The sequence below is a fragment of the Streptomyces sp. DT2A-34 genome (assembly GCF_030499515.1).
In the GTDB taxonomy this organism is placed as follows: domain Bacteria; phylum Actinomycetota; class Actinomycetes; order Streptomycetales; family Streptomycetaceae; genus Streptomyces.
In genome coordinates this window covers 184,254-207,939 of sequence record NZ_JASTWJ010000001.1, presented here as the reverse complement: position 1 = coordinate 207,939, position 23,686 = coordinate 184,254, and the positions used below count along the sequence as shown (strand labels likewise).

Annotated in this window: 17 protein-coding genes and 2 pseudogenes; 10 read left to right on the top strand and 9 right to left on the bottom strand. The window is 71.2% G+C overall.

Going from position 1 to position 23,686, the window contains the following annotated elements; genetic code table 11:
- Nucleotides 1-33: 33 nt before the first annotated feature.
- Nucleotides 34-1,866, top strand: coding sequence for a hypothetical protein (locus tag QQM39_RS01020; protein WP_301994663.1), 1,833 nt, complete (start codon nucleotides 34-36; stop codon nucleotides 1,864-1,866).
- An 11-nt stretch (nucleotides 1,867-1,877) separates the two neighbouring features.
- On the opposite strand, the gene QQM39_RS01015 is transcribed toward QQM39_RS01020, so the two are convergent.
- Nucleotides 1,878-2,483 carry a hypothetical protein gene (locus QQM39_RS01015; RefSeq protein WP_301994662.1) on the bottom strand — a complete coding sequence of 202 codons (606 nt, stop codon included), beginning with the start codon at nucleotides 2,481-2,483 and terminating at the stop codon, nucleotides 1,878-1,880.
- Nucleotides 2,484-2,489: 6 nt separating this feature from the next.
- Nucleotides 2,490-3,170 carry a nucleoside/nucleotide kinase family protein gene (locus QQM39_RS01010; protein ID WP_301994661.1) on the bottom strand — a complete coding sequence of 227 codons (681 nt, stop codon included), beginning with the start codon at nucleotides 3,168-3,170 and terminating at the stop codon, nucleotides 2,490-2,492.
- A 391-nt stretch (nucleotides 3,171-3,561) separates the two neighbouring features.
- Between QQM39_RS01010 and QQM39_RS01005 the strand changes: the two genes are divergently transcribed.
- The 3 genes and pseudogenes from QQM39_RS01005 (at nucleotide 3,562) to QQM39_RS00995 (ending at nucleotide 7,365) form a co-directional block, all read left to right on the top strand.
- On the top strand, nucleotides 3,562-4,914 hold the full coding sequence (locus QQM39_RS01005) for a hypothetical protein (RefSeq protein ID WP_302003430.1): 1,353 nt from the start codon (nucleotides 3,562-3,564) through the stop codon (nucleotides 4,912-4,914).
- 254 nt (nucleotides 4,915-5,168) lie between these two features.
- Nucleotides 5,169-6,021, top strand: a pseudogene (gene prcB / locus QQM39_RS01000) (proteasome subunit beta).
- 195 nt (nucleotides 6,022-6,216) lie between these two features.
- Nucleotides 6,217-7,365: a HoxN/HupN/NixA family nickel/cobalt transporter gene (locus tag QQM39_RS00995; protein ID WP_301994660.1), complete on the top strand. Its 1,149-nt coding sequence runs from the start codon at nucleotides 6,217-6,219 to the stop codon at nucleotides 7,363-7,365.
- Between the two features lie 15 nt (nucleotides 7,366-7,380).
- Here QQM39_RS00995 and QQM39_RS00990 read toward each other — a convergent pair whose 3' ends face one another.
- Nucleotides 7,381-8,352, bottom strand: coding sequence for a hypothetical protein (locus QQM39_RS00990; RefSeq protein WP_301994659.1), 972 nt, complete (start codon nucleotides 8,350-8,352; stop codon nucleotides 7,381-7,383).
- 11 nt (nucleotides 8,353-8,363) lie between these two features.
- Nucleotides 8,364-9,809, bottom strand: a complete 1,446-nt coding sequence (locus tag QQM39_RS00985) for an APC family permease (RefSeq protein ID WP_301994658.1) — start codon at nucleotides 9,807-9,809, stop codon at nucleotides 8,364-8,366.
- A gap of 312 nt (nucleotides 9,810-10,121) precedes the next feature.
- On the opposite strand from QQM39_RS00985, the gene QQM39_RS00980 reads away from it, so the two are divergent.
- Complete coding sequence (locus QQM39_RS00980; protein ID WP_301994657.1) at nucleotides 10,122-10,625, top strand: DUF5709 domain-containing protein; 504 nt, start codon at nucleotides 10,122-10,124, stop codon at nucleotides 10,623-10,625.
- A 10-nt stretch (nucleotides 10,626-10,635) separates the two neighbouring features.
- Here the strand turns inward: QQM39_RS00980 and sthA are convergent, their stop codons facing one another.
- Entirely contained in the window at nucleotides 10,636-12,039 is a 1,404-nt protein-coding gene (gene sthA / locus QQM39_RS00975; RefSeq protein WP_301994656.1) for a Si-specific NAD(P)(+) transhydrogenase, read from the bottom strand.
- A 197-nt stretch (nucleotides 12,040-12,236) separates the two neighbouring features.
- Here sthA and QQM39_RS00970 point away from each other — a divergent pair, with 197 nt between their 5' ends.
- Nucleotides 12,237-13,373, top strand: coding sequence for a sulfite oxidase (locus QQM39_RS00970; RefSeq protein WP_301994655.1), 1,137 nt, complete (start codon nucleotides 12,237-12,239; stop codon nucleotides 13,371-13,373).
- A gap of 93 nt (nucleotides 13,374-13,466) precedes the next feature.
- On the opposite strand, the gene QQM39_RS00965 is transcribed toward QQM39_RS00970, so the two are convergent.
- Both QQM39_RS00965 and QQM39_RS00960 read right to left on the bottom strand, forming a co-directional pair.
- Nucleotides 13,467-13,673 (bottom strand): hypothetical protein, encoded by a 207-nt coding sequence (locus QQM39_RS00965; RefSeq protein WP_302003429.1) that lies wholly within the window; start codon nucleotides 13,671-13,673, stop codon nucleotides 13,467-13,469.
- 209 nt (nucleotides 13,674-13,882) lie between these two features.
- The gene (locus QQM39_RS00960; protein ID WP_301994654.1) at nucleotides 13,883-15,079 is read right to left on the bottom strand and encodes a beta-1,3-glucanase family protein; all 1,197 of its coding nucleotides are present in this window, start codon (nucleotides 15,077-15,079) and stop codon (nucleotides 13,883-13,885) included.
- A 490-nt stretch (nucleotides 15,080-15,569) separates the two neighbouring features.
- Between QQM39_RS00960 and QQM39_RS00955 the strand changes: the two genes are divergently transcribed.
- Both QQM39_RS00955 and QQM39_RS00950 read left to right on the top strand, forming a co-directional pair.
- On the top strand, nucleotides 15,570-16,466 hold the full coding sequence (locus QQM39_RS00955) for a GNAT family N-acetyltransferase (RefSeq protein WP_301994653.1): 897 nt from the start codon (nucleotides 15,570-15,572) through the stop codon (nucleotides 16,464-16,466).
- Nucleotides 16,467-16,620: 154 nt separating this feature from the next.
- Nucleotides 16,621-16,944, top strand: a pseudogene (locus tag QQM39_RS00950) (hypothetical protein); the annotation flags it as partial.
- 171 nt (nucleotides 16,945-17,115) lie between these two features.
- Here the strand turns inward: QQM39_RS00950 and QQM39_RS00945 are convergent.
- Complete coding sequence (locus tag QQM39_RS00945) at nucleotides 17,116-18,003, bottom strand: Gfo/Idh/MocA family protein (RefSeq protein ID WP_301994652.1); 888 nt, start codon at nucleotides 18,001-18,003, stop codon at nucleotides 17,116-17,118.
- Nucleotides 18,004-18,329: 326 nt separating this feature from the next.
- On the opposite strand from QQM39_RS00945, the gene QQM39_RS00940 reads away from it, so the two are divergent.
- On the top strand, nucleotides 18,330-19,190 hold the full coding sequence (locus QQM39_RS00940; RefSeq protein WP_301994651.1) for an aldo/keto reductase: 861 nt from the start codon (nucleotides 18,330-18,332) through the stop codon (nucleotides 19,188-19,190).
- 122 nt (nucleotides 19,191-19,312) lie between these two features.
- On the top strand, nucleotides 19,313-21,082 hold the full coding sequence (locus QQM39_RS00935) for an ABC transporter ATP-binding protein (protein ID WP_301994650.1): 1,770 nt from the start codon (nucleotides 19,313-19,315) through the stop codon (nucleotides 21,080-21,082).
- 81 nt (nucleotides 21,083-21,163) lie between these two features.
- On the opposite strand, the gene QQM39_RS00930 is transcribed toward QQM39_RS00935, so the two are convergent.
- On the bottom strand, nucleotides 21,164-23,635 hold the full coding sequence (locus QQM39_RS00930; protein WP_301994649.1) for a CBM35 domain-containing protein: 2,472 nt from the start codon (nucleotides 23,633-23,635) through the stop codon (nucleotides 21,164-21,166).
- Nucleotides 23,636-23,686 lie beyond the last annotated feature (51 nt).

Here is a 23,686-nt window from a genome sequence, read left to right as displayed (position 1 = left end):
GGGCTGATCCTCGTGCACCTCACGTCCCCTCCCGTGCACCTCACGCACCAGCGCGGCCCGCTGCACGACCTGCCGGACAGCCCCGCGGCCTACGACGCCGTCCTCGCCGGTGTCGTGGAAGCGGCCCTGGCCCGGCTCACGCCGGAGGGCAACCTGGAACACCCGGACTGCGTCGACGACATCGGCGACACCTCCCTCGGCATCACGTCACTGCTCGCGCTGGCCTGGCAGCGCGGCAAGGACCCGAGGCTGCCGGAGGCGGTGCGCCGCAGCCTCGCCTTCCACCTGCGCGAGCGGGTGTACACCGAGGACAACCCCGGCTACCCGAACCTGAAGGTCCGCAACTCCGGTCTGCCGTACGCCCGTTACACCCTCGCCTCCGGCGCCCACCCCATCGGCGACTGGCCGAGCACCGCGTGGGCGCTGCTCCAGGCGGTCGACGTGCTGGACCTGGCGGAGGGCCTCGTCGACGACGAGCAGCGCGCCGGACTCGTCGAGGTGGCGCACGGCTACTGGCGCTGGCTGACCGAGGCGACCTTCTTCAACCCGCAGGAGGCCGGCAACCAGGCCATCGGCTGCGTCGTCGGCGGACTGATGCTGGCCCGCCATCTCCCGCCGGAGCGGGCCGAGCCGGTGCGGTCGCGCGCGATCGCCCTGTACGTCGACGAGATCCGCGCCCACCGCGTCGCGGACCGTGGCGCACTGCTGCCTCCCGAGCACGGCGGCGCCTACGACAACAACTACGGCCCGATCTCCCTGTCCTTCCTCGCCCAGGCCCACCGGGTCAGCGGCGAGGACATCTTCGCCGAGGACGGCGACGCGCTGGCCCGCTACATCGACGCCCGCCTGACCGGCGGCGGCTTCGACAACGGCGGCCCGCGCTACAGCGAGCAGCACAGCGGCTTCGAGTCGGTCCTGGGCCTGCGCTACTTCAGTGCCCGGATCGGCTCCGACCTCGGCCGCTACCGGGGCGACACCCGCTGGGGCCGGCACGCCGTCAAGGCGGACGGCAAAGTCGACGGCCACTTCGCGTGGATGCTGGTCTGGCAGATCCAGGACACCACCCGCTGGCACCGCACACCGTCCACCACTCCCGCCCGTCACCAACTGCGCGCGGGCACGGTCTCGGTGGCTTTCGACGACCACATGACCCCGTCGCTGGTCGAGGCCGCGGGCACCTACTACCTCGCCGCGGCAGTCAACCGGCAGCACGGCTTCGGCCCGGTGACGGACGGCTTCCTGCTCTGCCGTCCGATGGGCGAGGTCCGCGTCCGCGACCTCGACGCCGACGGCCTGACGGCGAAGCTGGTCACCAAGCCGGTCGTCGGCCGCGACCACGTCCTGCGCCACGTCCGGTCCCTGTACGTCACCGACGGCACCAGCCTGTGGACGACCGTCGCGGTGGAACGGCTCCCCGGTACGCCGTACCTGCTCGCCGGCCTGCCGTACGCCGCTGACGACGGCGACCGCGTACGCAGGACCGCGGACGGCGGGGTCACGGCGGCCGGTGAACTCCGTCTGACGCACCCGCACTCCGACGGCCTGGACCACTTCGACGCCCGCGCGGACCTGACCCAGGAACAGGCGGCCTTCGCCCTGGCGGCCGACCCCCGCGGCTACGGCAACCCCGACGAGGGCTGGAGCCACCTCGTCGGCTCCACGGCCCTGGAGGCCGAACCGGCCTCCGGCGCCCCGGAGGGCCTGCACGTCTTCGCCGTTCGCTACGGACCGGCGGGCCCGTTCGCGCCGACCTTCGCCCACGACGGTTCGGGACTGAGGGTGCGCACCGAGGCGTTCACCGCGGTGATCGGCGAGGCGGCGGGCGACAGCCACGGGGAGCCCGAGCTCACACTCAAGGCGTCATAGGGGCGCACCCCTCACCACGGCAGGCCGAGCAGCCCCCACCCGCGCTGCTCGGCCGCGCGGACGACCACCGCCCACTCGCGGAGCAGTACGGCGAAGCCGTCGAAGTCCTCGATCCATCCGCCCGGACGTGCGGCATGGACGTCGTACGCCGCACGCAGCCCTTCCAGTGACGGCTCGACGCCGGCCCAGCGGGCGGCCAGGGCCGATACCGTCTTCGGCGGGCAGGCGACGAGCAGGCCGGGCCGCCGTGGATCGTCGGCGTCATGGACGAGCCCGTCGAGCGGCGGCGTCACCGGGTCGTCGTGCCAGAACAGGTCCCGCAGGAACCCGTCGAGGCCCTCGCGGAGCCCGGGTTCGGCGAATTCCCGTACGTCGTCCCAGGCCTGCCCGGCCCAGAAGTGCGGCTTGTACGAGCCGCTGGTGCGGTGGAACACGTACCGGGCGCACCAGGGCAGATCCGGTGCCGCCGGGCACACCCACCCCCCCTCCGGCCCCGCGTCCCAGTCCAGCTCGATGTCGGGAAACGCGGCATCCTCCAGCAACTCCAGCCGCCGACCCACCGCGGTCGACTCCAACCGCTCCCAGTCCACCGCGAGAACGGTGATGTCCAGCCCCATGGAGGCTCAGGCCCTCGCGCGGGCGGCCGACGGCTCCCGGGGGAGGGAGAACGCCGTGCCCGGCACGATCAGGTCCGCCCTGTCCCGGGTCGCGGCGACCAGCTGCGCGTTGTGCTGGTCCGAGCCCAGCACCCACGCCACCGCCTGCTCGTGCGGCTTGCCGAACTCCTCGTGCCGGGCGACGAGCCGCCGGATCCGCTCCGGTTCGTCGAGCTCGCAGAACCACACCTCGTCCAGCTGCGACCGCACCCGCGCCCACGCCCCCGTCTCCAGCAGCAGGTAGTTGCCCTCGGTCACCACCAGCCGGGCCGTCGGCTCCACGGGAACGGCCCCCGCGATCGGCTGCTCCAGGACCCGCTCGAAGCCGGGGGCGTAGACGGTGTCGCCGCCGGCCTCCTCGTGCAGGCGGCGCAGCAGCGCCGCGTACCCCGCCGCGTCGAACGTGTCGGGCGCACCCTTGCGGTCCCGGCGCCCCAGCCGGTCCAGCTCGACGTCGGCGAGGTGGAAGCCGTCCATCGGCACATGCGTGACCCAGGGCTCCCCGGCACCGTTCAGCTCCCGCACGAGATGCTCGGCGAGCGTCGTCTTGCCCGCACCGGGGCTGCCCGCGATGCCGAGGACGGCACGGCGGCCGTCGCGGGGGAGGGACCGGGCGCGGGCGAGGAGATCGTCGAAGGTCAGAGCCACACAGCAGAGTGTGTCACCCGGCCGGCACGACCGACGCCCCGTCGGGAGACGACGGCCGGAGTGGACGTCGGTAGTGGACGGCGGACCGCGTCAGGCGCCTGGCCGAACATCGCGCTGCACGTTTGTTCCCAGCGGGTTAGTTTGTCCGTGTTTTCCCTGTTTCCTTGGCTCCCCGCTGTCCAACTCGCCTGGCTGCGGGGCTCAGAAACCCTACGACGCGTAGGGGGAGGGGCGGACGATGGCCCACGGCACGAAGCCCATGCTCGTGAGTACGGGGTGGCGCGACGACGCGCTCGTGGCCAACAGGTCGTGGCGGTCGGGCCGTGACGGTCTGCTCGCCGCGGTGGCGGGCCTCTTCAGCCTCACCCAACTCCTCCTCGTGCGGCCCTCGATGGGCCTCGGCTGGGACGAGGTGGTGTACGTCAGCCAGGTCGGCACCGAGGCGCCGGCCGCCTTCTTCAGCGCGCCACGCGCGCGTGGCGTCTCGCTGCTGGTGTGGCCCATCGCCTCCTGGTCGTCGTCCACGACACTGCTGCGCATCTTTCTCGCCGTCCTGTCCGGACTCGGCCTGTACCTCGCCCTGCGTGCCTGGCGCGGACTGTTCCCGGCCCGCGTCCTGGCCGGCGCGGGCGCCTGCTTCGCAACCCTGTGGGTGACCCTCTTCTACGGCCCGCAGGCCATGCCCAACCTCTGGGTCGCGTTCGGCGCCCTGCTCTGCGTCGGCTGCTTCCTGCGCACCCGCGCGGACCGCCTGCGCCGCCTCGACCGGCGGGCCCTGTGGGGCGTGGTGGCCGGTGCCGCGCTGATGGCGTGGATGCGGCCCACCGACGCCGTATGGGTCACGCTGCCGCTGCTCGTCCTCGCGCTGGTGGCACAGCACTGGCGACTCGGGGCCGCCCTCGTGGCAGGCCTGGCGGCCGGCGGCGTCCAGTGGGTGATCGAGGCGTACCTCAGCTACGGCGGCCTGCGCGAACGGCTGAACGAGGCCTCCCGCATCCAGGGCGACCTCGGCTGGAACCTCGCCGTCGACGACCAGCTGCGTAGCCTCGTCGGAAGCGCCCTGTGCCGGCCCTGCGACGGCGAGATGCCCCACCCGGTCGTCTTCGCCTGGTGGTTCGTCATCCCCCTGCTCGCCGCCTACGGTCTTGCGGTCGCGATCCGAGGCGTACGCACCACCCGCACCCTGGTCCCGCTGCTCTGCGCCGCGACGGCCGCCTTCCCCTACCTGTTCCTCATCGGATACGCGGCCCCCCGCTTCCTCCTGCCCGCCTACGCCCTCCTCGCCATCCCCGTGGCGGACGCCCTGCTCGACCTCGTCATCACGCCGTCCGGCCGGTGGCGCCCGGCTGTCGCCGTGGTGATCGCGCTCGGGCTGGCCGGACATCTGGCCGTGCAGTACGCCGTCCTGCACCGCACCGTGAACCGTACGACCGCGAGCCGCGACGCCTGGGCCCGCTCCGCCGCCGAACTCCATCGCCTCGGCGTACGCCCGCCCTGTCTGCTCACCGGGCACGAGGCCATTCCCGTCGGCTACTACACGGGCTGCTCCTCCGGGGCGACCCACGGCCACAACGCCAACACCACCGAGGCCGACATCCTGCGGACCGCCCGCGGCGTCCCGGTCGGCGCCCTCACCACCCCCGGCGGCAAGCCGCCCCGGTACGCCCGCGACTGGGAACTCCACCGCCTCGACCGCCTGGAGGTCCGCATCGCCCCTGCGCCGGGCGCGGGCGGCCCGCCGTAACACCGGAGCAGGCCCTCGCCGCGCCCCGGCGCGGACGTGCCTACCCGACACACCGCCCTCACGCTCGCCGCCCTGACGACCGTTCGCGTGGCCGGCCCGCTGCGAGCCAGGCGCGGGCGGGCCCTGGCGCCGTCGGCATCGTGGCCGGTCGGCGCAGGGCACTGGGCGCGCCAAAGGCGTTTCCCCGGCGGTGGGTTCAGGTAGGAGTCCGGTTGGCGGCCGGCCGGCGGTCCGGGTGGAGGAGGGGGAGCGTGATGGCGAGCAGTGAGCACGACGGGCGGTTGGGGGAGGAGTTCTTCACTCCGGGGACCTCGTCCTTCACCGAGTTCCTGGCCGCCCACCGTCCGGCCCTGTTGCCCACGCCGCCCCTTCCCCGACGGTGTCCGCGCCGCGGCCGACCGTTTCCCGCACGGCACCACGGTGCTGGCCCTGACCTACCGCGACGGCGTGCTGATCGCCGGCGACCGCAGGGCCACCATGGGCAACCTCATCGCCCAGCGCGACCTGGAGAAGGTCCACCCCGCGGACGACTACACCGCGGTCGCCTTCGCCGGCACCGTCGGACTCGCGCTGGACATGGTGAAGCTGTACCAGGTCGAGTTGAAGCACTTCGAGAAGATCGAGGGCATCCCGATGACCCTCAAGGCGAAGGCGACCCGGCTCGCGACCATGATCCGCCAGAACCTCGGCCAGGCCATGCAGGGCCTCGCCGTCGTTCCGCTCCTCGTCGGCTACGACTTCGGAGCCCCCGAGGGCGCGCGAGGACGCATCTTCGACTTCGAGGTGGTCGGCGGACCGTACGAGAAGTACGACTTCCACGCCGAGGGCTCCGGATCGCCGTACGCCCGCGGCGCTCTGAAGAAGCTGTACCGTCCGGGGATGTCCCGGCGCGAGGCGGTCCTGGCCGCGCTGCACGCGCTGTACGACGCGGCGGACGACGACTCCGCGACCGGCGGACCGGACATCAGCCGCCGGATCTTCCCCATCGTTTCGGTGATCACGCAGGACGGCTTCGAGCGGCTGCCCGAGTCCGAGACCGAGGAGCTGAGCCGCGAGATCGTGGAGCAGCGCCGCGGCCGTCCCGACGGCCCGAACGCCGCCCCCTGACGGGTCCGTTCGCCCTCGCCGCGAGTTCTCCCTCCCCCGTTCTCCTTTCCCGTTTTCCCTCTCCATGGCCAAGCGCTTTGGTTTCCATGGCCAAGAACTGCCACGGCCTTTACTGCACATGGTTTGCAAGTACTGGAGGATGGCTGCAGGCTGTACATCGCAGCCGCCCTCCCCAAGAAAGTCCTTCCCTCCCCGATGACGGCTGCCCCTGACTCCACTCCGACCCTCCCCGCCACGGCCCCCGCACAGCGCACGGCCTGGCACCGCGTCCGCACGTCCATGACGCGGCAGGAGTGGAGCAGGGTCGGCGGCATGGCCGCGTTCGTGCTGGCCCTGCATGTCATCGGCTGGTTCACTCTCGTCGCCGTCGTGGCGCCCGAGCACTACAGCATCGGCGCGCAGTCCTTCGGCATCGGTATCGGCGTCACCGCGTACACGCTCGGCATGCGGCACGCCTTCGACGCCGACCACATCGCGGCGATCGACAACACCACCCGCAAGCTGATGGGGGAGGGGCAGCGGCCGCTGTCGGTCGGCTTCTGGTTCTCGCTCGGCCACTCCAGCGTCGTCCTGGCGCTGGCGCTGCTGCTCTCCTTCGGTGTGAAGACCCTGGCCGGACCGGTCCGCGACGACGACTCCCGCCTCCACGACATCACCGGCCTGATCGGTACGACGGTCTCCGGGGCCTTCCTCTATCTGATCGCGGCGATCAACCTGGTCGCCCTCGCCGGCATCTGGAAGGTGTTCCGCCGGATGCGCTCGGGCCGCTACGACGAGGCGGCCCTGGAAGAGCAGCTGAACAGACGCGGCTTCATGAACCGGCTCCTCGGCCGGGTCACGGGGTCGGTCACCAAGCCCTGGCACATGTACCCGCTCGGCCTGCTCTTCGGCCTCGGCTTCGACACCGCGACCGAGGTCGCCCTGCTGGTCCTGGCCGGCTCGGGCGCGGCCTCCGGTCTGCCCTGGTACGCGATCGTCTGCCTGCCCGTCCTCTTCGCCGCCGGCATGTCGCTCCTGGACACGATCGACGGCACGTTCATGAACTTCGCCTACGGCTGGGCGTTCTCCCAGCCGGTCCGCAAGGTCTACTACAACCTCACCGTCACCGGCCTGTCCGTCGCGGTCGCCCTGCTCATCGGCACGGTCGAACTCCTCGCCCTCCTCGCCGACCGCCTAGCCCTGCACGGCCCGTTCTGGAGCTGGATCACCGGCCTCGACCTCAACACGGCCGGCTTCGTCGTCGTAGGCCTGTTCGCCGTGACCTGGATCGTCGCCCTCCTGGTGTGGCGGATCGGCCGGATCGAGGAGAGGTGGGCAGCCGGTCCGCGCGTCGAATCGCCCTGAGACGAGGACGAACCGTCACCCGCGCAGCACCATCTCCCCCCGCCACCGCACGAACTGCTTCTCCGGATCGCCGAGATACACCCACGGAGCCCGCGTGGCGCGGCGCCCCAGCATCCGGAACAGGGGCGCGGCGATGTCGTGGGCGCCCGCGTAACACGCGGCGTGCGTCAGGTAGTTGAGGTCGCGCAGCTCGCCGGGGGCCACGCTGTTGTCGGTGCGGCCCTTGATCCAGCGCTCCCAGGTGCGGCGTACGTCACTGACGGCGCCGTCGTGACTCCAGTGCTGGCCGAGGCCCACGGAGGCATGCTGTCCCTTGGCCGCGTCCAGGGCGTAGCGGAACTCCTCGACCCGGGCGTACTGCACGAGCACCGGCAGCGCGCAGCCGGGCGGCGCGACGCCGGCCGCGTCGCGGGCGAAGTCGTACATCTGGCCGTGGGTGCCGTGCCAGCGCGAGGAGTAGTAGTGCAGGACCTGGAGGTGGCCCTCCACGCTGTACGGGTCGCGCTGGTGCAACTCGTCCCACCACAGCCCCAGTTCCTGCCGCCGTACGCCCGACGGATACAGCCGGGCGACGGAGATCAGCGAGATCCACGGCGTCGGATCGTCCGGGTAGGCGTCGGCGGCCCTGAGGCACGACAGCACCGCGGTGTCGATGCGCTGCCGGTCGATCGGTACGCCCCGGCCCGCGGTGATGGCCAGATGGAACGCCCGGGCCGTCTCCGTCGCCGCCCGCAGCACCAGCGCGTCGGCGCTGTGCGGTTCGGCGGCCAGCCACGACTCCACCGTCGAACTGCCCGCACAGGCCTGGGCGAGCAGCCGGACCCGGTGCCCCCGCACCAGCCAGTCGGGGCCGGTGACCCGCAGCAGCTCCCGCAGTCCCTGCCAGCGGCCGATGACGATGTCCTGGCGGGCGCAGGTGAGGGGCGCGTCCCCGCAGTCTGGGTCGAAGTCGGGAGTGAGGTCGCGTTTCGAGGTGCCTCTCGACATGGCGGGTCCCCTCAGAAGTCGGTGGGAAGACCCTCGTGGACAAGGGAGTTCGTGCCGCCGGCGCCGGCCGGGACGTAGTCCGCCTCGACGGTCCGTGTGGCGTCCAGCTTGGCCGGCCGGTAGTAGTCGCTGCCCTGCCGCCAGTACCAGAGCATCGGGATGAGCCCGGCCGCGAGACCGCCGATGCCGATCGCGATCGCGGACGTGCTCAGCTCGCCCAGCGACTCGACGAAGATCCAGAACATGAACAGGGCCCCGAACAGCGGCCACAGACCACCGAGCACGAGGTTGCCCACCGACTTCAGCAGCATCTTGCGGTAGGCGACGACCACCGCGAGGCCCGTCAGCCCGTAGTAGACGGCGATCTGCAGGCCGATGGCCGAGATCGCGTCGGAGAGGATGTCGCCCACCGTGCCCAGCGCCACGACGCCGACCACCGCGACCGCCACCCACGGCGTGTTCCACCGGCGGTGCACCCGGCCCAGCGCGGACGGCATCGTACGGTCGCGGCCCATCGCGAACAGCGAGCGCGTGACCTGGATCAGCGTGGTCTCCAGGGTGGCGACGGTGGACAGCATCACCGCCACGATCAGCAACTTGCCGCCCCAGCCCGGCCACACCTCCTCCCCGAGCACCGCCAGCACGTTGGCGTCGTTCTCCTGGATCTGCTTCGAGGAGAGGATAACGTTCACCGCGATCGTGAACACCTCGAACAGCAGGAACACGATGCCGACCCCGATGAGCCCCGCGAGGCCCGTCGTACGGCGGCTGTTGCGGGTCTCCTCACTGAGGTTGCTGGTGACGTCCCAGCCCCAGTAGTAGAACGCGGCGATCAGCGCCCCCGAGGCGAATCCGCTCACCCCGTCGAAGTGCCCGAAGCCGAGCCAGGACCAGTCGAACGCCCGGGCACTTCCCGAGTGGAAGAGGGCCAGTACGACGAACAGGGCCAGGATGGCGAGCTCGACACCGGACATCACGAGCTGTGCCCGGACGGTGAGGCGAGCACCGCCCAGCACCACGCACAGCATGATCAGGAACCAGCCGGCGCCGACCAGCGTCGACAGCGCGGTGTTCCGGGCGAGTTCCTCGTCGAAGAGGGCGAGCGTCATCGACCCGGCCGGCAGGGAACCCGCCACCATGAAGATGGTCGCCGAGATCACCAGCGCCCAACCGCTGATGAAGCCCAGGAAGGGGTGCAGCGTACGCCCGACCCAGGAGTAACTGGCGCCCGCGTTCACGTCGATCCGGCTGAGGTAGCTGAAGGCCAGCGCGATGCCCAGCATGGGTATCGCGCAGTACAGCAGCGCGGCCGGGCTGGCCAGGCCCACCGTGCCGACGAGGACCGCCGTGGTCGCGGCGATCGAGTACGCCGGGGCACTGCCCGCGACCGCCATCACCACCGTGTCGAACGTACCGAGGACATTGGCCTGCAGCCCTCTGCCCCTGCTGTTGCTCATGGATGCGCTGCTTTCCGTTGTGCACGACGCGAGGGCGAACCGGCCCCGACGGCGTATGGGGGGTGGGGTGGTACAACGCCACGAACCGCTGAGGGATGGCCTCGGGGCAGGGGCGGCACAAAGGGGTGGCGGATACGGCACGTCGGCGCGTCGCCGTACGGTCACGCCGTGTGTGCGAGTGATGATATCTCCCCTCATTGAGCCTTCAAGGTCGGCTGGATCTTCCGGGGTTGGAGAGCGCGCAACGGGAAACGCGGTTCAGGACACGCACAGCGCACGACCAGCCGACGCACGCGAGTGAGGGAGGCGAGCATGGGCACGGGACACACGCCCTCCGAGCCGATGGCGGACGACGCCTACCAGCCCACCGGCAGCAACGAGGAACAGCAGGACGCGGCGCCGCTCGACCTGCAGGACGCCGTCGACGAGCGGACCTACGACGACATGCTCGACGAGGGCTACTCCCCGCCGGAGAAGCCGCTCGGGGTCACCAAGCACGGCACCACGGCCGCCGAACAGCACGAGGGCGAGACCCTCGACGAGCGGCTCACCCAGGAGGTCCCCGAGGTGTCCGAGCCCGCCGGTGACGGCGTGGGCGACCTGCCGGGCGGCGAGGGCGAACCCGTCGACCCCGAGGCGGGCGCCGACCGCGCGGGCCGCCTGCTCGCCCCGGACGAGGGCACCGGCCCCGACACCACGAAGGAGGAGATCGCCTTCGACCAGGGCGTCGACGGCGGAGCCGCCGGCGCGGAGGAGGCCGCGATGCACGTGGTCGAGGACGACGCCCGCCTGCCGGAGGGCGGCCAGGAGAGCTGATACGAGGGGCTCAGTCCCCGATCCGGTCGATCTGGCGCAGCCTGTTCGTGGCGTCCAGGGCGGCGACCTTGTACGACTCCGCGAGCGTCGGGTAGTTGAACACGGCATCGACCAGGTAGTCGACCGTCCCGCCGCACCCCATCACCGACTGCCCGATGTGGATGAGTTCCGTCGCCCCCGTACCGAAGCAGTGCACACCGAGGAGCGTGCGGTCCTCGGGGGAGACCAGCAGCTTCAGCATGCCGTGCGAGTCGCCGATGATCTGTCCGCGGGCCAGCTCCCGGTAGCGGGAGATGCCGACCTCGAACGGCACCCGGTCCTCCGTGAGCCGGTCCTCGGTCCGTCCCACGAAGCTGATCTCGGGGATGGTGTAGATGCCGATCGGCTGGAGGTTGTGCATCCGGCCGACCGGCTCCCCGAAGGCGTGGTACGCCGCCGCCCGCCCCTGCTCCATCGAGGTCGCGGCCAGCGCCGGGAAGCCGATGACGTCGCCGACGGCATAGATGTGCGGCACCTCGGTGCGGTAGTGCTCGTCGACCGTGATCCGGCCGCGCGGGTCCGCGGTCAGCCCCGCCTTGTCCAGGTCCAGCTCGTCGGTGAGCCCCTGCCGGCCCGCCGAGTACATCACCGCGTCGGCGGGGATCTTCTTGCCGCTCTCCAGGACGGTCAGCGTCCCGCGTGCATGCCGCTCCACCGCGGCGACGGTCTCCCCGAAGCGGAACGTCACGGCGAGGTCCCGCAGGTGGTACTTGAGCGACTCGATCACCTCGACGTCGCACATGTCGAGCATCCCCGCCCGCTTCTCCACCACGGTGATCTTGCTGCCGAGCGCGGCGAACATGCTGGCGTACTCCATGCCGATCACACCGGCACCCACGATGACCATGGAGCGCGGAACCCGCTCCAGCGCCAGGACGTTGTCCGAGTCCATGATCGTCCGACCGTCGAACTCCACACTGGTCGGCCGCGCGGGCCGGGTACCGGTGGCGATGACGACGTGCTCGGCGGTCAGCAGCCGCTCGTGGCCGGTGACCTCGCGCAGGGCGACGGTGTGCGGGTCGACGAACCGCCCCGTGCCGGCGTACAGCGCGACGTGGTTGCGGGAGAGCTGGCTGCGGATGACGTCCACCTCACGGCCGACCACGTGCTGGGTGCGGGCGGTCAGGTCGGCGACGGTGATGTCCTCCTTGAGCCGGTAGCTCTGGCCGTACAGATCACGCTGGGTGAGGCCGGTCAGGTACAGCACCGCCTCGCGCAGGGTCTTGGAGGGGATGGTCCCGGTGTGGATGGAGACGCCGCCGACCATGTCGGGGCGGTCGACGACGGCGACCCGGCGGCCCAGCTTGGCCGCGGCGATGGCGGCCTTCTGGCCGCCCGGTCCGGATCCGATGACGAGCATGTCGAAGTCGGGCACCCTCAGGAGTCTGACAGCCGCGAGACCCCTTTCGGAAGGGTGAGCCCGAAACCATTGCCGGTGTGAAGTAACAGGGAGGGAAAGGGAGTTGTGCCGCCCACCTGCCGATGCCGGAGCGCCCAGGCCCCCCGCCGGGGCTGCCGGGGTCGGTCACGACGGTCCGGCACGACATACACGTATGGGTCGATAATGCCGGTATGGCGCATCGACTCGCCGACATGAGCGCACCGGCCAGGCTGGCCGCCCCCGACGAAAGCATCGGCCGGGACGAACTGGCGCTCGCGACCCGCAACCACGGCCTGCCGCTCGAAGCCCTGCGCTACGACCTCACCCCGCCGGGCCTGCACTACGTCCTGACCCACTACGACATCCCGTACGTCCCCGACGACGCCCCCTGGCAGCTGACTTTCGGCGGCCGCGTCCGCCGCCCGCTGCGCCTGAACCTCGCCGACCTCCGGACGTTCCCGCAGGTCACCACCCGGGTCACCCTGGAGTGCGCGGGCAATGGCCGGGCCCTGCTGACGCCCCGGCCGGTGAGCCAGCCCTGGCTGGTCGAGGCGGTCGGCACCGCCGAGTGGACCGGCGTACCGCTGCGCCTGCTGCTCGCCGAGACCGGAGTCGAGGCCGACGCGGTTGACGTGGTCTTCACGGGCGCCGACCACGGGGTCGAGCGCGGCGTCGAGCAGGACTACCAGCGCGCCCTGCCGGTGGACGTCGCCACGGGCAGCGATCCCGAGGTGCTGGTGGCGTACGCCATGAACGGTGCCCCGCTGCCCCCGCAGCACGGCCGCCCGCTACGGCTGGTCGTGCCCGGCTGGTACGGCATGGCACACGTGAAGTGGCTGCGCGAGGTGACCGTCACCGACGTGCCCTTCACGGGGTTCCAGCAGGCCGTGGCCTACCGGCTGCGCCGGCACCCCGAGGACGTGGGCGAACCCGTCACCCGCGTCGCCCCTCGCGCCCTGCTCGTCCCCCCGGGCTTCCCCGACTTCATGTCCCGTTCCCGCGTGGTCCGGCCCGGCCCGGTGACCCTGGAGGGGCGTGCCTGGTCCGGGCGTGGGCCGGTGACGTGCGTCGAGGTCAGCACGGACGCGGGACGCAGCTGGCAGGAGGCCGAGCTGGAGCCGGACACCGGTCACCGGTGGGCGTGGCGCCGCTGGCGGCACAGCTGGACGGCGACGCCGGGCGCACACGTGCTGAGCGCACGGGCCACCGACGCCGGGGGCCACACCCAGCCACTGGTCCCGCCCTGGAACCGCGGGGGCTTCGCCAACAACCTCGTGCAGCGGGTGCCGGTGCTCTGTCCGCAGGAGGACGAGGGCGAGGGCGGGTGAGTCCGGCCGAGGCGGTGCGGCACGGCAGGCGCATACGCCGCCCGGGTGCCGACCCGCACCCGGGGGCGACCGTGCGGCTCGTGGCCCTCTCGGCTAGGGCAGCAGCTTGTCGAGGGCGGAGACACCCTCCGCCGCCAGCTTGCGCTTGGCCCATTCCAGGGTGCGCGGGGTGAGGTCCTTGCCTGAGGCAAGCACGATGTCCTCGGGAGACACATCGGTGCCGGTGCGGGCGTGGAGCAGGTCGTCCGGGGTGGCGCGCTCCCCGGACGGCCCGGAGGCTTCGGGCTGGGACGTCGGCATCATCTCTGCTCCTCGGATCCGGATCACTACTTCGGGCCCGGTGCGGTCATCGGGTCTGCTATCACCATTCAACGCCGGAGCGGACCCTGCATCCGGAGGCGCCGTGACTGACCCGCTGCGCACCGGTCGGCCCCTGGACACCCGGGGTACCTCTCCGCTCCCGCGCTGAAACCGACCGAGCCCGTGACCGGGCGCCCTCACGGGCCGCGTCAGCCCTCGAAGGGCGTGAGCGTCAGCCTGATCCCCGTCGGCGCCGTGTCCTGGATGTACGAGGCGAAGTCGGCCACGTCGTCGAAGGCGAAGCCGTACGCCTTGCCGTCCTCGGTGGCCGTGTGCATCGCCTTGGCGTAGTGGTTGGTCAGGCCGGTCCGGTAGAAGGCGGCGGCGTCGGTCGTCGGCTGGGCCGGGTGGCTGAGCAGCGTCGAGCGGTTGAACCCGGCACCGAGTACGGCGGCGACGGGGCCGGTCGTGCCGTCGTTGGGTGCGGCGAGATCGCCGTCGCAGAACAGCACGTCCCGGGTCGACGGCTTGGCGAAGGACACCTGAGCCGGCCCGCCGAAGGCGAACCGCTCACCGCGCACCCGTCCCGTGAACGTCCCCGCGTTGGTGGTGACGGTCAGGTCCCGCCCGGTGTACGTGCTCCACACCTCGTCGATGTACGGGGCGAAGTAGTCCTGCGCGAACAGACCGGCGTCCAGGCCGTGCCCCGGCGCGATGACGCGCGTGTCATCCACGACGAGCCGGGCGAACTCCTCGACCTGGCGCACCGCGGCGAAGGCGGCCGCCCGCCCGCCGGCCCGCAGTCTGCCCGTCGTCTGGTCCTTGGCGCCGGTCAGCCGAATGCTCAGCGGCACGCTGAACATGTCGACCATGGTGGTGTTGCAGAACATGCCGCCGGCGTTGTACGTGAACTCGGCGCAGTCGTGCAGCACCGGGTAGTTGGGGTCCGACGTCACCCAGCCCGCCGGGTACTGCAGGGCGGCGTTTCCGTTGCCGTCGGTGACCGCCTTGAACTTGAGCTTCTGGCCGAGCGACACATAGATCCGCCCGGACATGTGGGGGAGGGACAGCCGGGTCTCGCCGCTGCCGGCCAGGCCGATGGCGTAGTCGGTGAAGCCGTCGGGGCCGTTGTCCGACACCGCGATCGGCGCGAGGGTGCCGTCGGGCGTGACGCGCACCTGCCTGCCGTCCTGGTTGCCGACGATGTAGACGTGGACGTTGGCGTTGCCGAAGGAGCCGCTGTCATTGACGATCGTCAGCGGCAGTGGGCCCGCCGCGGCGGGCGTGACGCCGTCCGCGAGGGCGTACGGGGCCACGGCGGCGACGGTGGGGACGGCCACCGCCGTGCCGCCGAGGGCGAGGAGAAGCCTGCGACGACCGAGAGGGCGTTGATGGCGGGAAGTCATGTGGGGGGTCTCCCGGAGTACTTGTGGGGGTACTTGGGCAGGGGCGGCGACGTGCACCGTCCGTCCGGAGGCCGCTCTGAGAGCGCTCTCGAACCAGGCGCTGCCGCAGCCGGTGGGCCCCGATGCTACGCACGACCCCCGCATCGGCCAATGGGTCCGCAGGGCGCCCAAACTCCCCTCAGCTGTGGGAACGTGAAAGACCACGGAATGCCCACGACGGCTTAACCCTCTCCTAAGGCCCACTTAAGTCGCCCGGGCTCTTGAGAGCGCTCTCCTATGCTCGGTGGGGCGTCGCTCAGGACCCGCGAAAAACCCGTGGACGCACCCGATGAAGATCACGTACCGTGTGGATCCACGCCCTGAGACGAACGGAAGGAGGCGAGTGCCGTGCGGTTCACACCTTTCCAGCGCTCCCTTTTCCGTTGCCCCGGCGTGTGGCGTCAGATCTGACCGGGAGCGCTCCAAGCAGCCTTTTATCCCGGAGGAATCCGTGACCGATCTGGTCATCCGCGCGCTCTCCGCGAGCGACGCCCATCTCTTCGACGCACACCCCGACCCGCTGAATGCCCGTGAGGGCCACCCGCGGACCCGGTTCCGCCCCGAGTGGAAGCGAGTCGCCCTGCGCGACGGCGCGGTCGTCGCCCGCGGCGCCTGGTGGGGCGGCCCCGACGACTCGGAGCCCCTCAACATCAACTGGTTCGACGTGGCCGAGGGCGAGGAGGAGGCCGGCGCCGAACTCCTGCGCTCCGCCCCCTGGCAGGTCGAACTGGAGATCAACCTGCCTGGCGGCTGGCGGGACGCCCCCGACCTGAAAGCCGCCGCCGAGGCCCGCTTCACCGCCGCACGTGCGGCCGGCTACGAACTCCTGGTGGAACGCTTCCTGTACCGCTGGACCCCGGAGCACGGCCTGCCCGAGCGGCCCGGGCGCCTGCGCTTCCGCGCCGAACCCGACGATGCGGTCTTCTTCGACGCGCTGCGCCGCATCCACTCCGTCACCCTCGACGCCCACGCGCTGCGGGCCATCGAGGAGGGCGGCCTCGACCAGGCCGCCCGGGAGGAGCTGGACTTCTTCAACTGGTGCCCGTCTCCACGGGAGTGGTGGCAGGTCGCGCACACGCCTGAGGGCGACCTGGCGGGCATCCACATCCCGGCACACAATCCAGGCGGCCCGACCATCGGCTTCATCGGAGTCGTCCCGGAACAGCGCGGCCACGGCTACGCCTACGACCTCCTCGCCGAGTGCACCCACTTCCTCGTCGAGCAGGGCGCGGAGTTCATCAGCGGCGCGACGGACCAGGGCAACTTCCCCATGGCCGCGAACTTCGCCAAGGCGGGCTTCCCCGTCGTAAGGGAGCGCATCGACTTCCATGCGGCGGAGTCGGCGTAGCGAGGCGTAGAGCCGAGGAGCAGTAGCCGAGGAGCAGTAGCTGAGGGGCAGTAGCCGAGGGGCGGCCCGGTCCCGACTTCGGGTCCGGGCCGCCTGTCAGTGCCGGGTGGCATGCTGGCCGGCGGTCTGATCGACAGCGGGCGACGGAGGCGGCATGGGGTCCGACGGCGAGGTCTGGCAGGTCCGAAGCAGCGACGAGCCGGTCGGGGAGATCCTGATCGACGAGGCCGACTTCCCGTGGCTGTCGGGGCGCTTCACGCCCGGTCCGGGATACGACGCGGTACGCGACCTGTTCGCCCGTGAACCGGCCCTGCTGGAGCGGGACTACGACGAGGTCTGGGAGGCGTGGGAGGCGGCCTACGACGAGATCCGAAGACGCGTCTCACTGTCCTCGCCGGACGGCCCGGTCGCCGAGTTCCTGCTGCACATCGAGGGTGACAGAGCCTGGTTCCGGTGGAGCGACGAGCCGTTCGAAGAGCAGGGCCAGGTCCCGGCCCTCGCCGCGAGGACCGCGCTCGGCCGGGTCGGCGACCCCGACGACAGCGGCGCGATCATTGCCACAGAGTTCTCCGGGAGCAGCCGCTGGTCAGCGCCCGGAGCATCGAGGTATCGGGCGGCTGCGACCTCCCGGACCTGTCCCACCACGCCGTCACGCACCGCCGTTCAACAGTGCTTCGGCCGCCGCCAGAATCTCGGTGACCCGCAGACCGAACGCCGCGTCGCACGCATGAGCGCGCCCGGTTCGGGAGGCGGCCAGCAGGGCGTCCCCGGCACGGATCAGGGCGGACACCGCGCTGTCGGCGCTCTCCGGAAGCAGCGTCACACCGGCCGCGCCCCGCAGCTCCACCGCTGCCCCCGCCGCCGCGGGCGGCGCCGTGAGGCTCAGGGCGAGTGTGCTCGACGCGCCGCTGACGTGATCGAGGACCAGATGGACGGTGTCGCCGGGCCCGTGTGCGGCCGCCGTCACGCGCCGGGCGTCACCCAGGATCGGCAGCAGCACGGACAGGGCATGGGGGCCCACGTCCCACAGGGCGCCCTTCTCCCGTCGCCACGGTGAGGCCGCGAACGGGTTGCCGTCACCGCTGAAAACGGCGCCCAGCCACTGCGCACGGCCCGTGAACCAGCCGTCCACGGCCGCCTGTTCGGTGATCCACGCCTCCGTCTCCGACTGGAAACGGACGGTGAAGAACACGACCGAGGCCACACCGGCCTCCTCGACGGCCTCGACGACCGCCCGTCCCTCCCGCACCGTCAGCGCCAGCGGCTTGTCCAGCAGCAGATGACAGCCCGCCCGCGCGGCCCGCACCGCCAGGTCGGCCTGCACGGCCGGCGGCAGGGCGACGGCCACGGCGTCCACGTCGGCGAACAGCGCGTCCACGTCGTTGTAGGCACGCACGCCGTAGGTGTCGGCCAACTCCTTTGCGGCGGCCGTACGTCGGCCCCACACTCCGGCGAAGTCCAGTTCACGGTGCCGGCCCAGGGCGGGAGCGTAGGCCATCTGGGCCCACGGGCCGGTGCCGAGCAGTCCGATGCGCATGCCGCCGCCTCTCACTGTGCCGATCACTGTGCCGAAACCTCCGCGACCGACGCCGGGACGGTCGGCCGGCCGATACCCGATCGGCCGCTCGGTCGAGGGTGAGCGTGCCACACCAACCGGGAGGCCGCGCAAGCGGATGGGCGGACGGGCGGCCGAACTCGGCACCACGGATTCAGTGGCGCCGTCGCTGAATGCGTTCTCTTTCTTCTATTGGACCTCTCGCGTCCGGACAGCCACGCTGGAGTCGGTCCAAAACGGCCGTGATCCGCGGCCCACCCGCCGACGACAACGTTTCCCGCGCGACAGTCGAAAGAGGTCACGACCCCATGCACACCCGCCGCATCGGTGACGTCGAGGTCAGCGCGATCGGACTGGGCGCGATGCCCATGTCCATCGAGGGGCGCCCGGACGAGGCCCGTTCGCTCGCCACGATCCATGCCGCGCTCGACGCCGGCGCGACCCTGATCGACACCGCGGACGCCTACCACCGGGACGCCGACGAGGTCGGTCACAACGAGACCCTGATCGCCAAGGCCCTCGCCTCCCACGACCTGGGCAAGGACGTCCTGGTCGCCACGAAGGGCGGCCATCTGCGCCCCGGCGACGGGAGTTGGACGCTTGACGGCAGCCCCCGGCACCTCAAGGAAGCCTGTGAGGGCTCCCTGCGCCGGCTCGGCGTGGAGGCCATCGGGCTCTACCAGTTCCACCGCCCCGACCCGAGGGTGCCGTACGCCGAGTCCGTCGGCGCCGTACGCGAGCTGCTCGACGAGGGCAAGATCCGCATGGCCGGTATCTCCAACGCGAACCCGGACCAGATCAGGCAGGCGAACGACATCCTGGGCGGCAGGCTGGTCTCCGTGCAGAACCAGTTCTCCCCGGCGTTCCGCTCCAGCGAGCCGGAGCTGCGCCTGTGCGACGAACTCGGCATCGCGTTCCTGCCCTGGAGCCCCCTCGGTGGCATCTCCCGGGCGCGCGAACTGGGCTCCGCCTACGCCCCGTTCGCCCGGGTCGCCGAGGCGCACGGGGTGAGCCCGCAGCGCGTGTGCCTGGCCTGGATGCTCGCCAAGTCGCCGGTCGTCGTGCCGATCCCGGGCGCGAGCCGGCCGGAGACGATCCTGGACTCACTCGCCGCGACCGACCTCGTGCTCGGGGCCGAGGAGATCGCGGAGCTGGACGCCGCCGTCTGAACCTTCCGGGAGTCCGCTGAAACCTTCTGCCGGGAATCCGTGCGCGACCGGGCGTGTATTCCTCCCGAGAAGGGATGGGGAAGCGCTTGCTCTCATTCGGAACCCTGGGAAGGACAACGCCGATGGCGTCGTCACACGAGAGACCGCTCGACCACCGCTACCGCGGCGAACACCCCGTACGCACGCTGGCCTATCTGTTCCGCGCCGACCGCCACCGCCTCGCGGCGGCGGTCGGCATCTTCACGGTCAAGCACAGCCCGGTCTGGCTGCTGCCGCTGATCACCGCGTCCATCATCGACACCGTCGTCCAGCACCAGCCGATCAGCAAGCTGTGGCTGAGCACCGGCGTCATCATGTTCATCCTGCTGGTCAACTACCCCCTGCACGTGCTGTACGTACGCCTGCTGTACGGCAGCGTGCGCCGGATGGGCACCGGCCTGCGCTCCGCGCTGTGCACGCGCATGCAGCAGCTCTCCATCGGCTACCACTCGCGCGTCAGCGCCGGTGTGCTGCAGGCCAAGGTCGTGCGTGATGTGGAGACCGTCGAGCAGATGGTGCAGCAGACCGCGGAGACGGGGCTCGGCGCGGGCACCGTGCTCATCGGCGGCCTCGTCATCATCGCCGTACGCACACCGGAGTTCGTGCCCGTCTTCCTCGTCGTCGTGCCCGCCGCCGCACTCGTCGTCGCCCGTCTGCGGGCTCGTCTGCGCACCCACAACGAGCACTTCCGCCACGAGGTCGAGACCCTGTCCTCCCGGGTGACGGAGATGACCCGCCTCATCCCGGTCACCCGCGCCCACGGCCTGGAGGGCAAGGCGCTGCGCCGCATGGACAGCACCCTGCACCGGCTGCTCACCTCCGGCATGCGCCTCGACCTCGTCAACGGCCGCTTCGGCTCGCTCGCCTGGGTGGTGCTGAACGTCGTCGGCGTGCTGGTCCTCGCCGGCGCGGCGCTGATCTCGTACTACGGCGTCTGGGGCGTGACGGCCGGTGACGTCGTCATGCTGAGCGCCTTCCTGACCACCCTCACCAACTCCACGACAACGTTGGCAGGGCTGGCCCCGGTCATCACCAAGGGACTGGAGTCCGTCCGCTCCGTCGGCGAGGTCCTCCAGGCCCCCGAACTGGAGGACAACGAGGGCAAGGCCGAACTCACCTCGCTGCGCGGCGCCGTGACCTTCGAGGGCGTCGGATTCGCCTACGAGGACAGCGGCCACCCGGCCGTACGGGACTTCAGTCTCTCCGTCGCGCCGGGGGAGACCATCGCCCTCGTCGGCGCCTCCGGTGCGGGCAAGTCCACTGTGCTCAACCTCGTCATCGGCTTCATCCGCCCGACCTCCGGCCGCCTGCTGCTCGACGGCACGGACATGAACACCCTCGACCTGCGCACGTACCGTCGCTTCGTCTCGGTCGTGCCGCAGGAGTCGATCCTCTTCGACGGCACGATCCGCGAGAACGTCGCCTACGGCATGGACGACGCCGACGAGGAGACGGTGCGCGCGGCGTTGCGCGATGCCAACGCGCTGGAGTTCGTCGACCGGCTGCCGCAGGGCCTCGACACCCTGGTCGGTGAGCGCGGGGCACGCCTGTCCGGCGGACAGCGGCAGCGCCTGGCCATCGCCCGGGCCCTGATCCGGGACCCGAGGGTGCTCGTCCTCGACGAGGCGACCTCGGCCCTGGACACCCACTCGGAGACCCTCGTCCAGCAGGCCCTCGCCCGCCTCCTGCACGGCCGCACCACCTTCGTGGTGGCACACCGGCTGTCCACCGTGCGCGGTGCCGACCGGATCGTGGTGATGGACGACGGCCGAATCCGGGAGATCGGCACCCACGAGGAACTCCTGCACCGCAACGGGGCGTACACCGCACTGCACAGCGGACAGGTCGCCTGACGCTCGTCCACCTCGCACCCGGCCTCGTACCGACTCGGTACGAGGCCGGGTGCAGCGGGTGGACCGGTTGGAGCGGCCGGACTACGGCCGGTCCACGACCCGGCCCAGTTCGATGCGGTCGATGTTCGGTGCCCACGCCGTCGCGTTGCCGAACATCACCTTGTTAGCGCCCTTCTTCAGGTCGACGGGAACGCCCAGCGTCCAGTAGTCGTCCGAGCTCCAGGTGTTCTTGAAGGTGACCTTCACCGGCGCCGCGTTCCCCACGGTGATGTCCGCCGTACGGGACATGATGTCCGTGTTGTAGGCGTGGCCGTTGTCGCGCCGGTCGTTGTGCGCGTAGTGGACGACCAGCACATAGCGGCCGGAGCTGGGCGCCCGCACCGTGAACTCGGCGGTGCTGGAGGGGCTGTTGCCGAGCTTGCCGATGTAGGAACCGGCGGAGGCGTACGCCGAGTCGACGAGTTCGGCCCCGCCCGCGAGGGTGGCCGAGGCGGCCCCGTAGGAGAGCGTGCCGGACGTCGATCCGTCGCCCGACACGTCGAGGGAGCGGACCGAGGCGTGCCCCGCCGTCACCGCGACGCGGTTGTTGCCCGCCACCAGGTAGAGCCGCAGGGCGCGTCCGGGCGCCGCCGTCACCGTCTCGCCGTGCAGCGCGAGCCGCACCGGCGCCGAGGCCCGCGGCACCACCGTGTAGTAGCCGTCACGCGGGGCGTAGACGTCGAACACCGCCTTGTCCCCGAAGCGCAGGACGAGCGAGCCGGTGCCCACGCCGGCCGACGACGCGTAGTCGTACGACGGCTTCCCGCTGATGTCCGCCAGCGTGGCCTCGTACGACGCGGACGCCGCGCCCGCGCGGGCGGTCAGGTCGACGCGGTCGAGGGTGACCTCGGCGTCGCCCTTCGCGAGCGTGAGGACATGGGTGCCTGCGGACAGCCGCAGAGTGACGTCCTTCTTGGCGCGGTAGGTCCAGTTCTCCGTGGAGGGGTAGGTCACCGTGACCGGGGCCCCTCCGTCGACGGACAGCTTCTGCGTGGCGGGGGTGCCGGACTGGTTGCCGTACAGGATCGCCAGGTCGTACGCCCCCTCGCGCGGCACCGTGACCGTGAAGTCGACCTTGCTGGTGGCCTGGTTGAGGGAGCCGACGTCCTTCGTGCCGGAGGCGGCGTAGCCGTTGGCGTTCTGGACCGTGCCCTGGGTGTAGACCTTGCCGTCGGTGATGGCGGCCGCCTCGGCCTCGTACGACGCCGACCAGGGGACGGTGGCGGGGGAGGGGGTGCCCGTGCCGCCGGGGGTGAGGACGATCCGGTAGGCGGACATCTTGTGCATGCCGCGCAGCGGGACGGTCACCGAACCGTCGTCCGCCACCTTCACCTTCGTACGGGCGAGGACCTGCGGCGTCGCGTGCTGCCCCTCGTAGCCGGACCAGGCGGCCTCGGCGACGGTCGCGGTGACCGTACCCCCGAAGAGGGACCGGTCGACGCCCCGCACCACGACGTCGGAGTCGCCGGCGGAGCCGCCCAGCAGGACCTGCGCCTGGCGGCGGGAGGGGTCCAGCGAAGCCAGGCCCTGAAGGGTGTCGATCGTGTTGGGCTGCGGCGGGGTCACCTTGACCGTGTCACCGGTCAGCCCGGCGTACCAGCGGAAGAACCACCAGCCGCCGTTGGGGATGTTCGAGCGCACCACGTTGCCGTCCATGTTGCCGGCGGCATCCCAGTAGGCCTGGTTCGCGTACACCTTGTTCCGCTCGAACATCGAGACCCACTGGACGAGTTGCCCCGGCACGGACAGGTCACGGCGGTTGGCGTACTCGTCGATGTTGATCTTCAGCGGGGCGATGCCCGCCTCGCGCTCGAGCTTGCGATAGTCGTCGTAGTGCGCCTGGAAGTCGCGCAGCGAGCCGGAGCCCAGCTCGTGCCAGGTCATCACCTGCGGCAGGACGTCCTCCCGCTTGGCGAAGGCGAGGAAGTCCTTCAACAGGCGGGTGTGGTAGGCGGCTTCGTTCGGGCCCGCGATCCTCGCGTCCGGGTCGATCGCCCGGATGCGCTGGTACACGGTCTTCCAGTCCTTGAAGAACCGGTCCCGGTTGGCCTCGTACTGGGCCTGGTCGGCGACGCCGAGCTTGTACCAGATCTGGTCGGGCTCGTTGAACGGGATGTAGACGAACCGCTCGCTGTTGGGGTCGGCCGAGACCTCCTTGGCGATCTTGTCGACCTTGGGGAGGTAGTCGTCGATGCCGAGATCCTCGTACGGCCACTTGGCGTAGATGTCCTGCATCATCACGTTGATCTCGCCGCCGCCGTTGCGGAAGAACGACTTCGAGACGGTGAGCGCGTCGCCGTTGGGGTGCTGGGCGCCGCCCTCCGGCTTCTGCGAGATGCTGGTGATCTTCAGGGGTTCCAGCGCGGCGTCGCTGGGCACCCCGTCGTCGCTCAGCCCGTACAGCGCACCGTTGGCGCCGAGCATCACCGGCCCCTCGGAGGCGGACAGGTCGACGGTGAGGCGCTGCGGGTCGGCAGCGGCCGCGGGGCCCGCGGCGGGGAGAGTGGCTGCCATGGTGGCTGCTCCAAGTGCGGCTGATATCAAGGCGGTTCTGGCACGGAATCC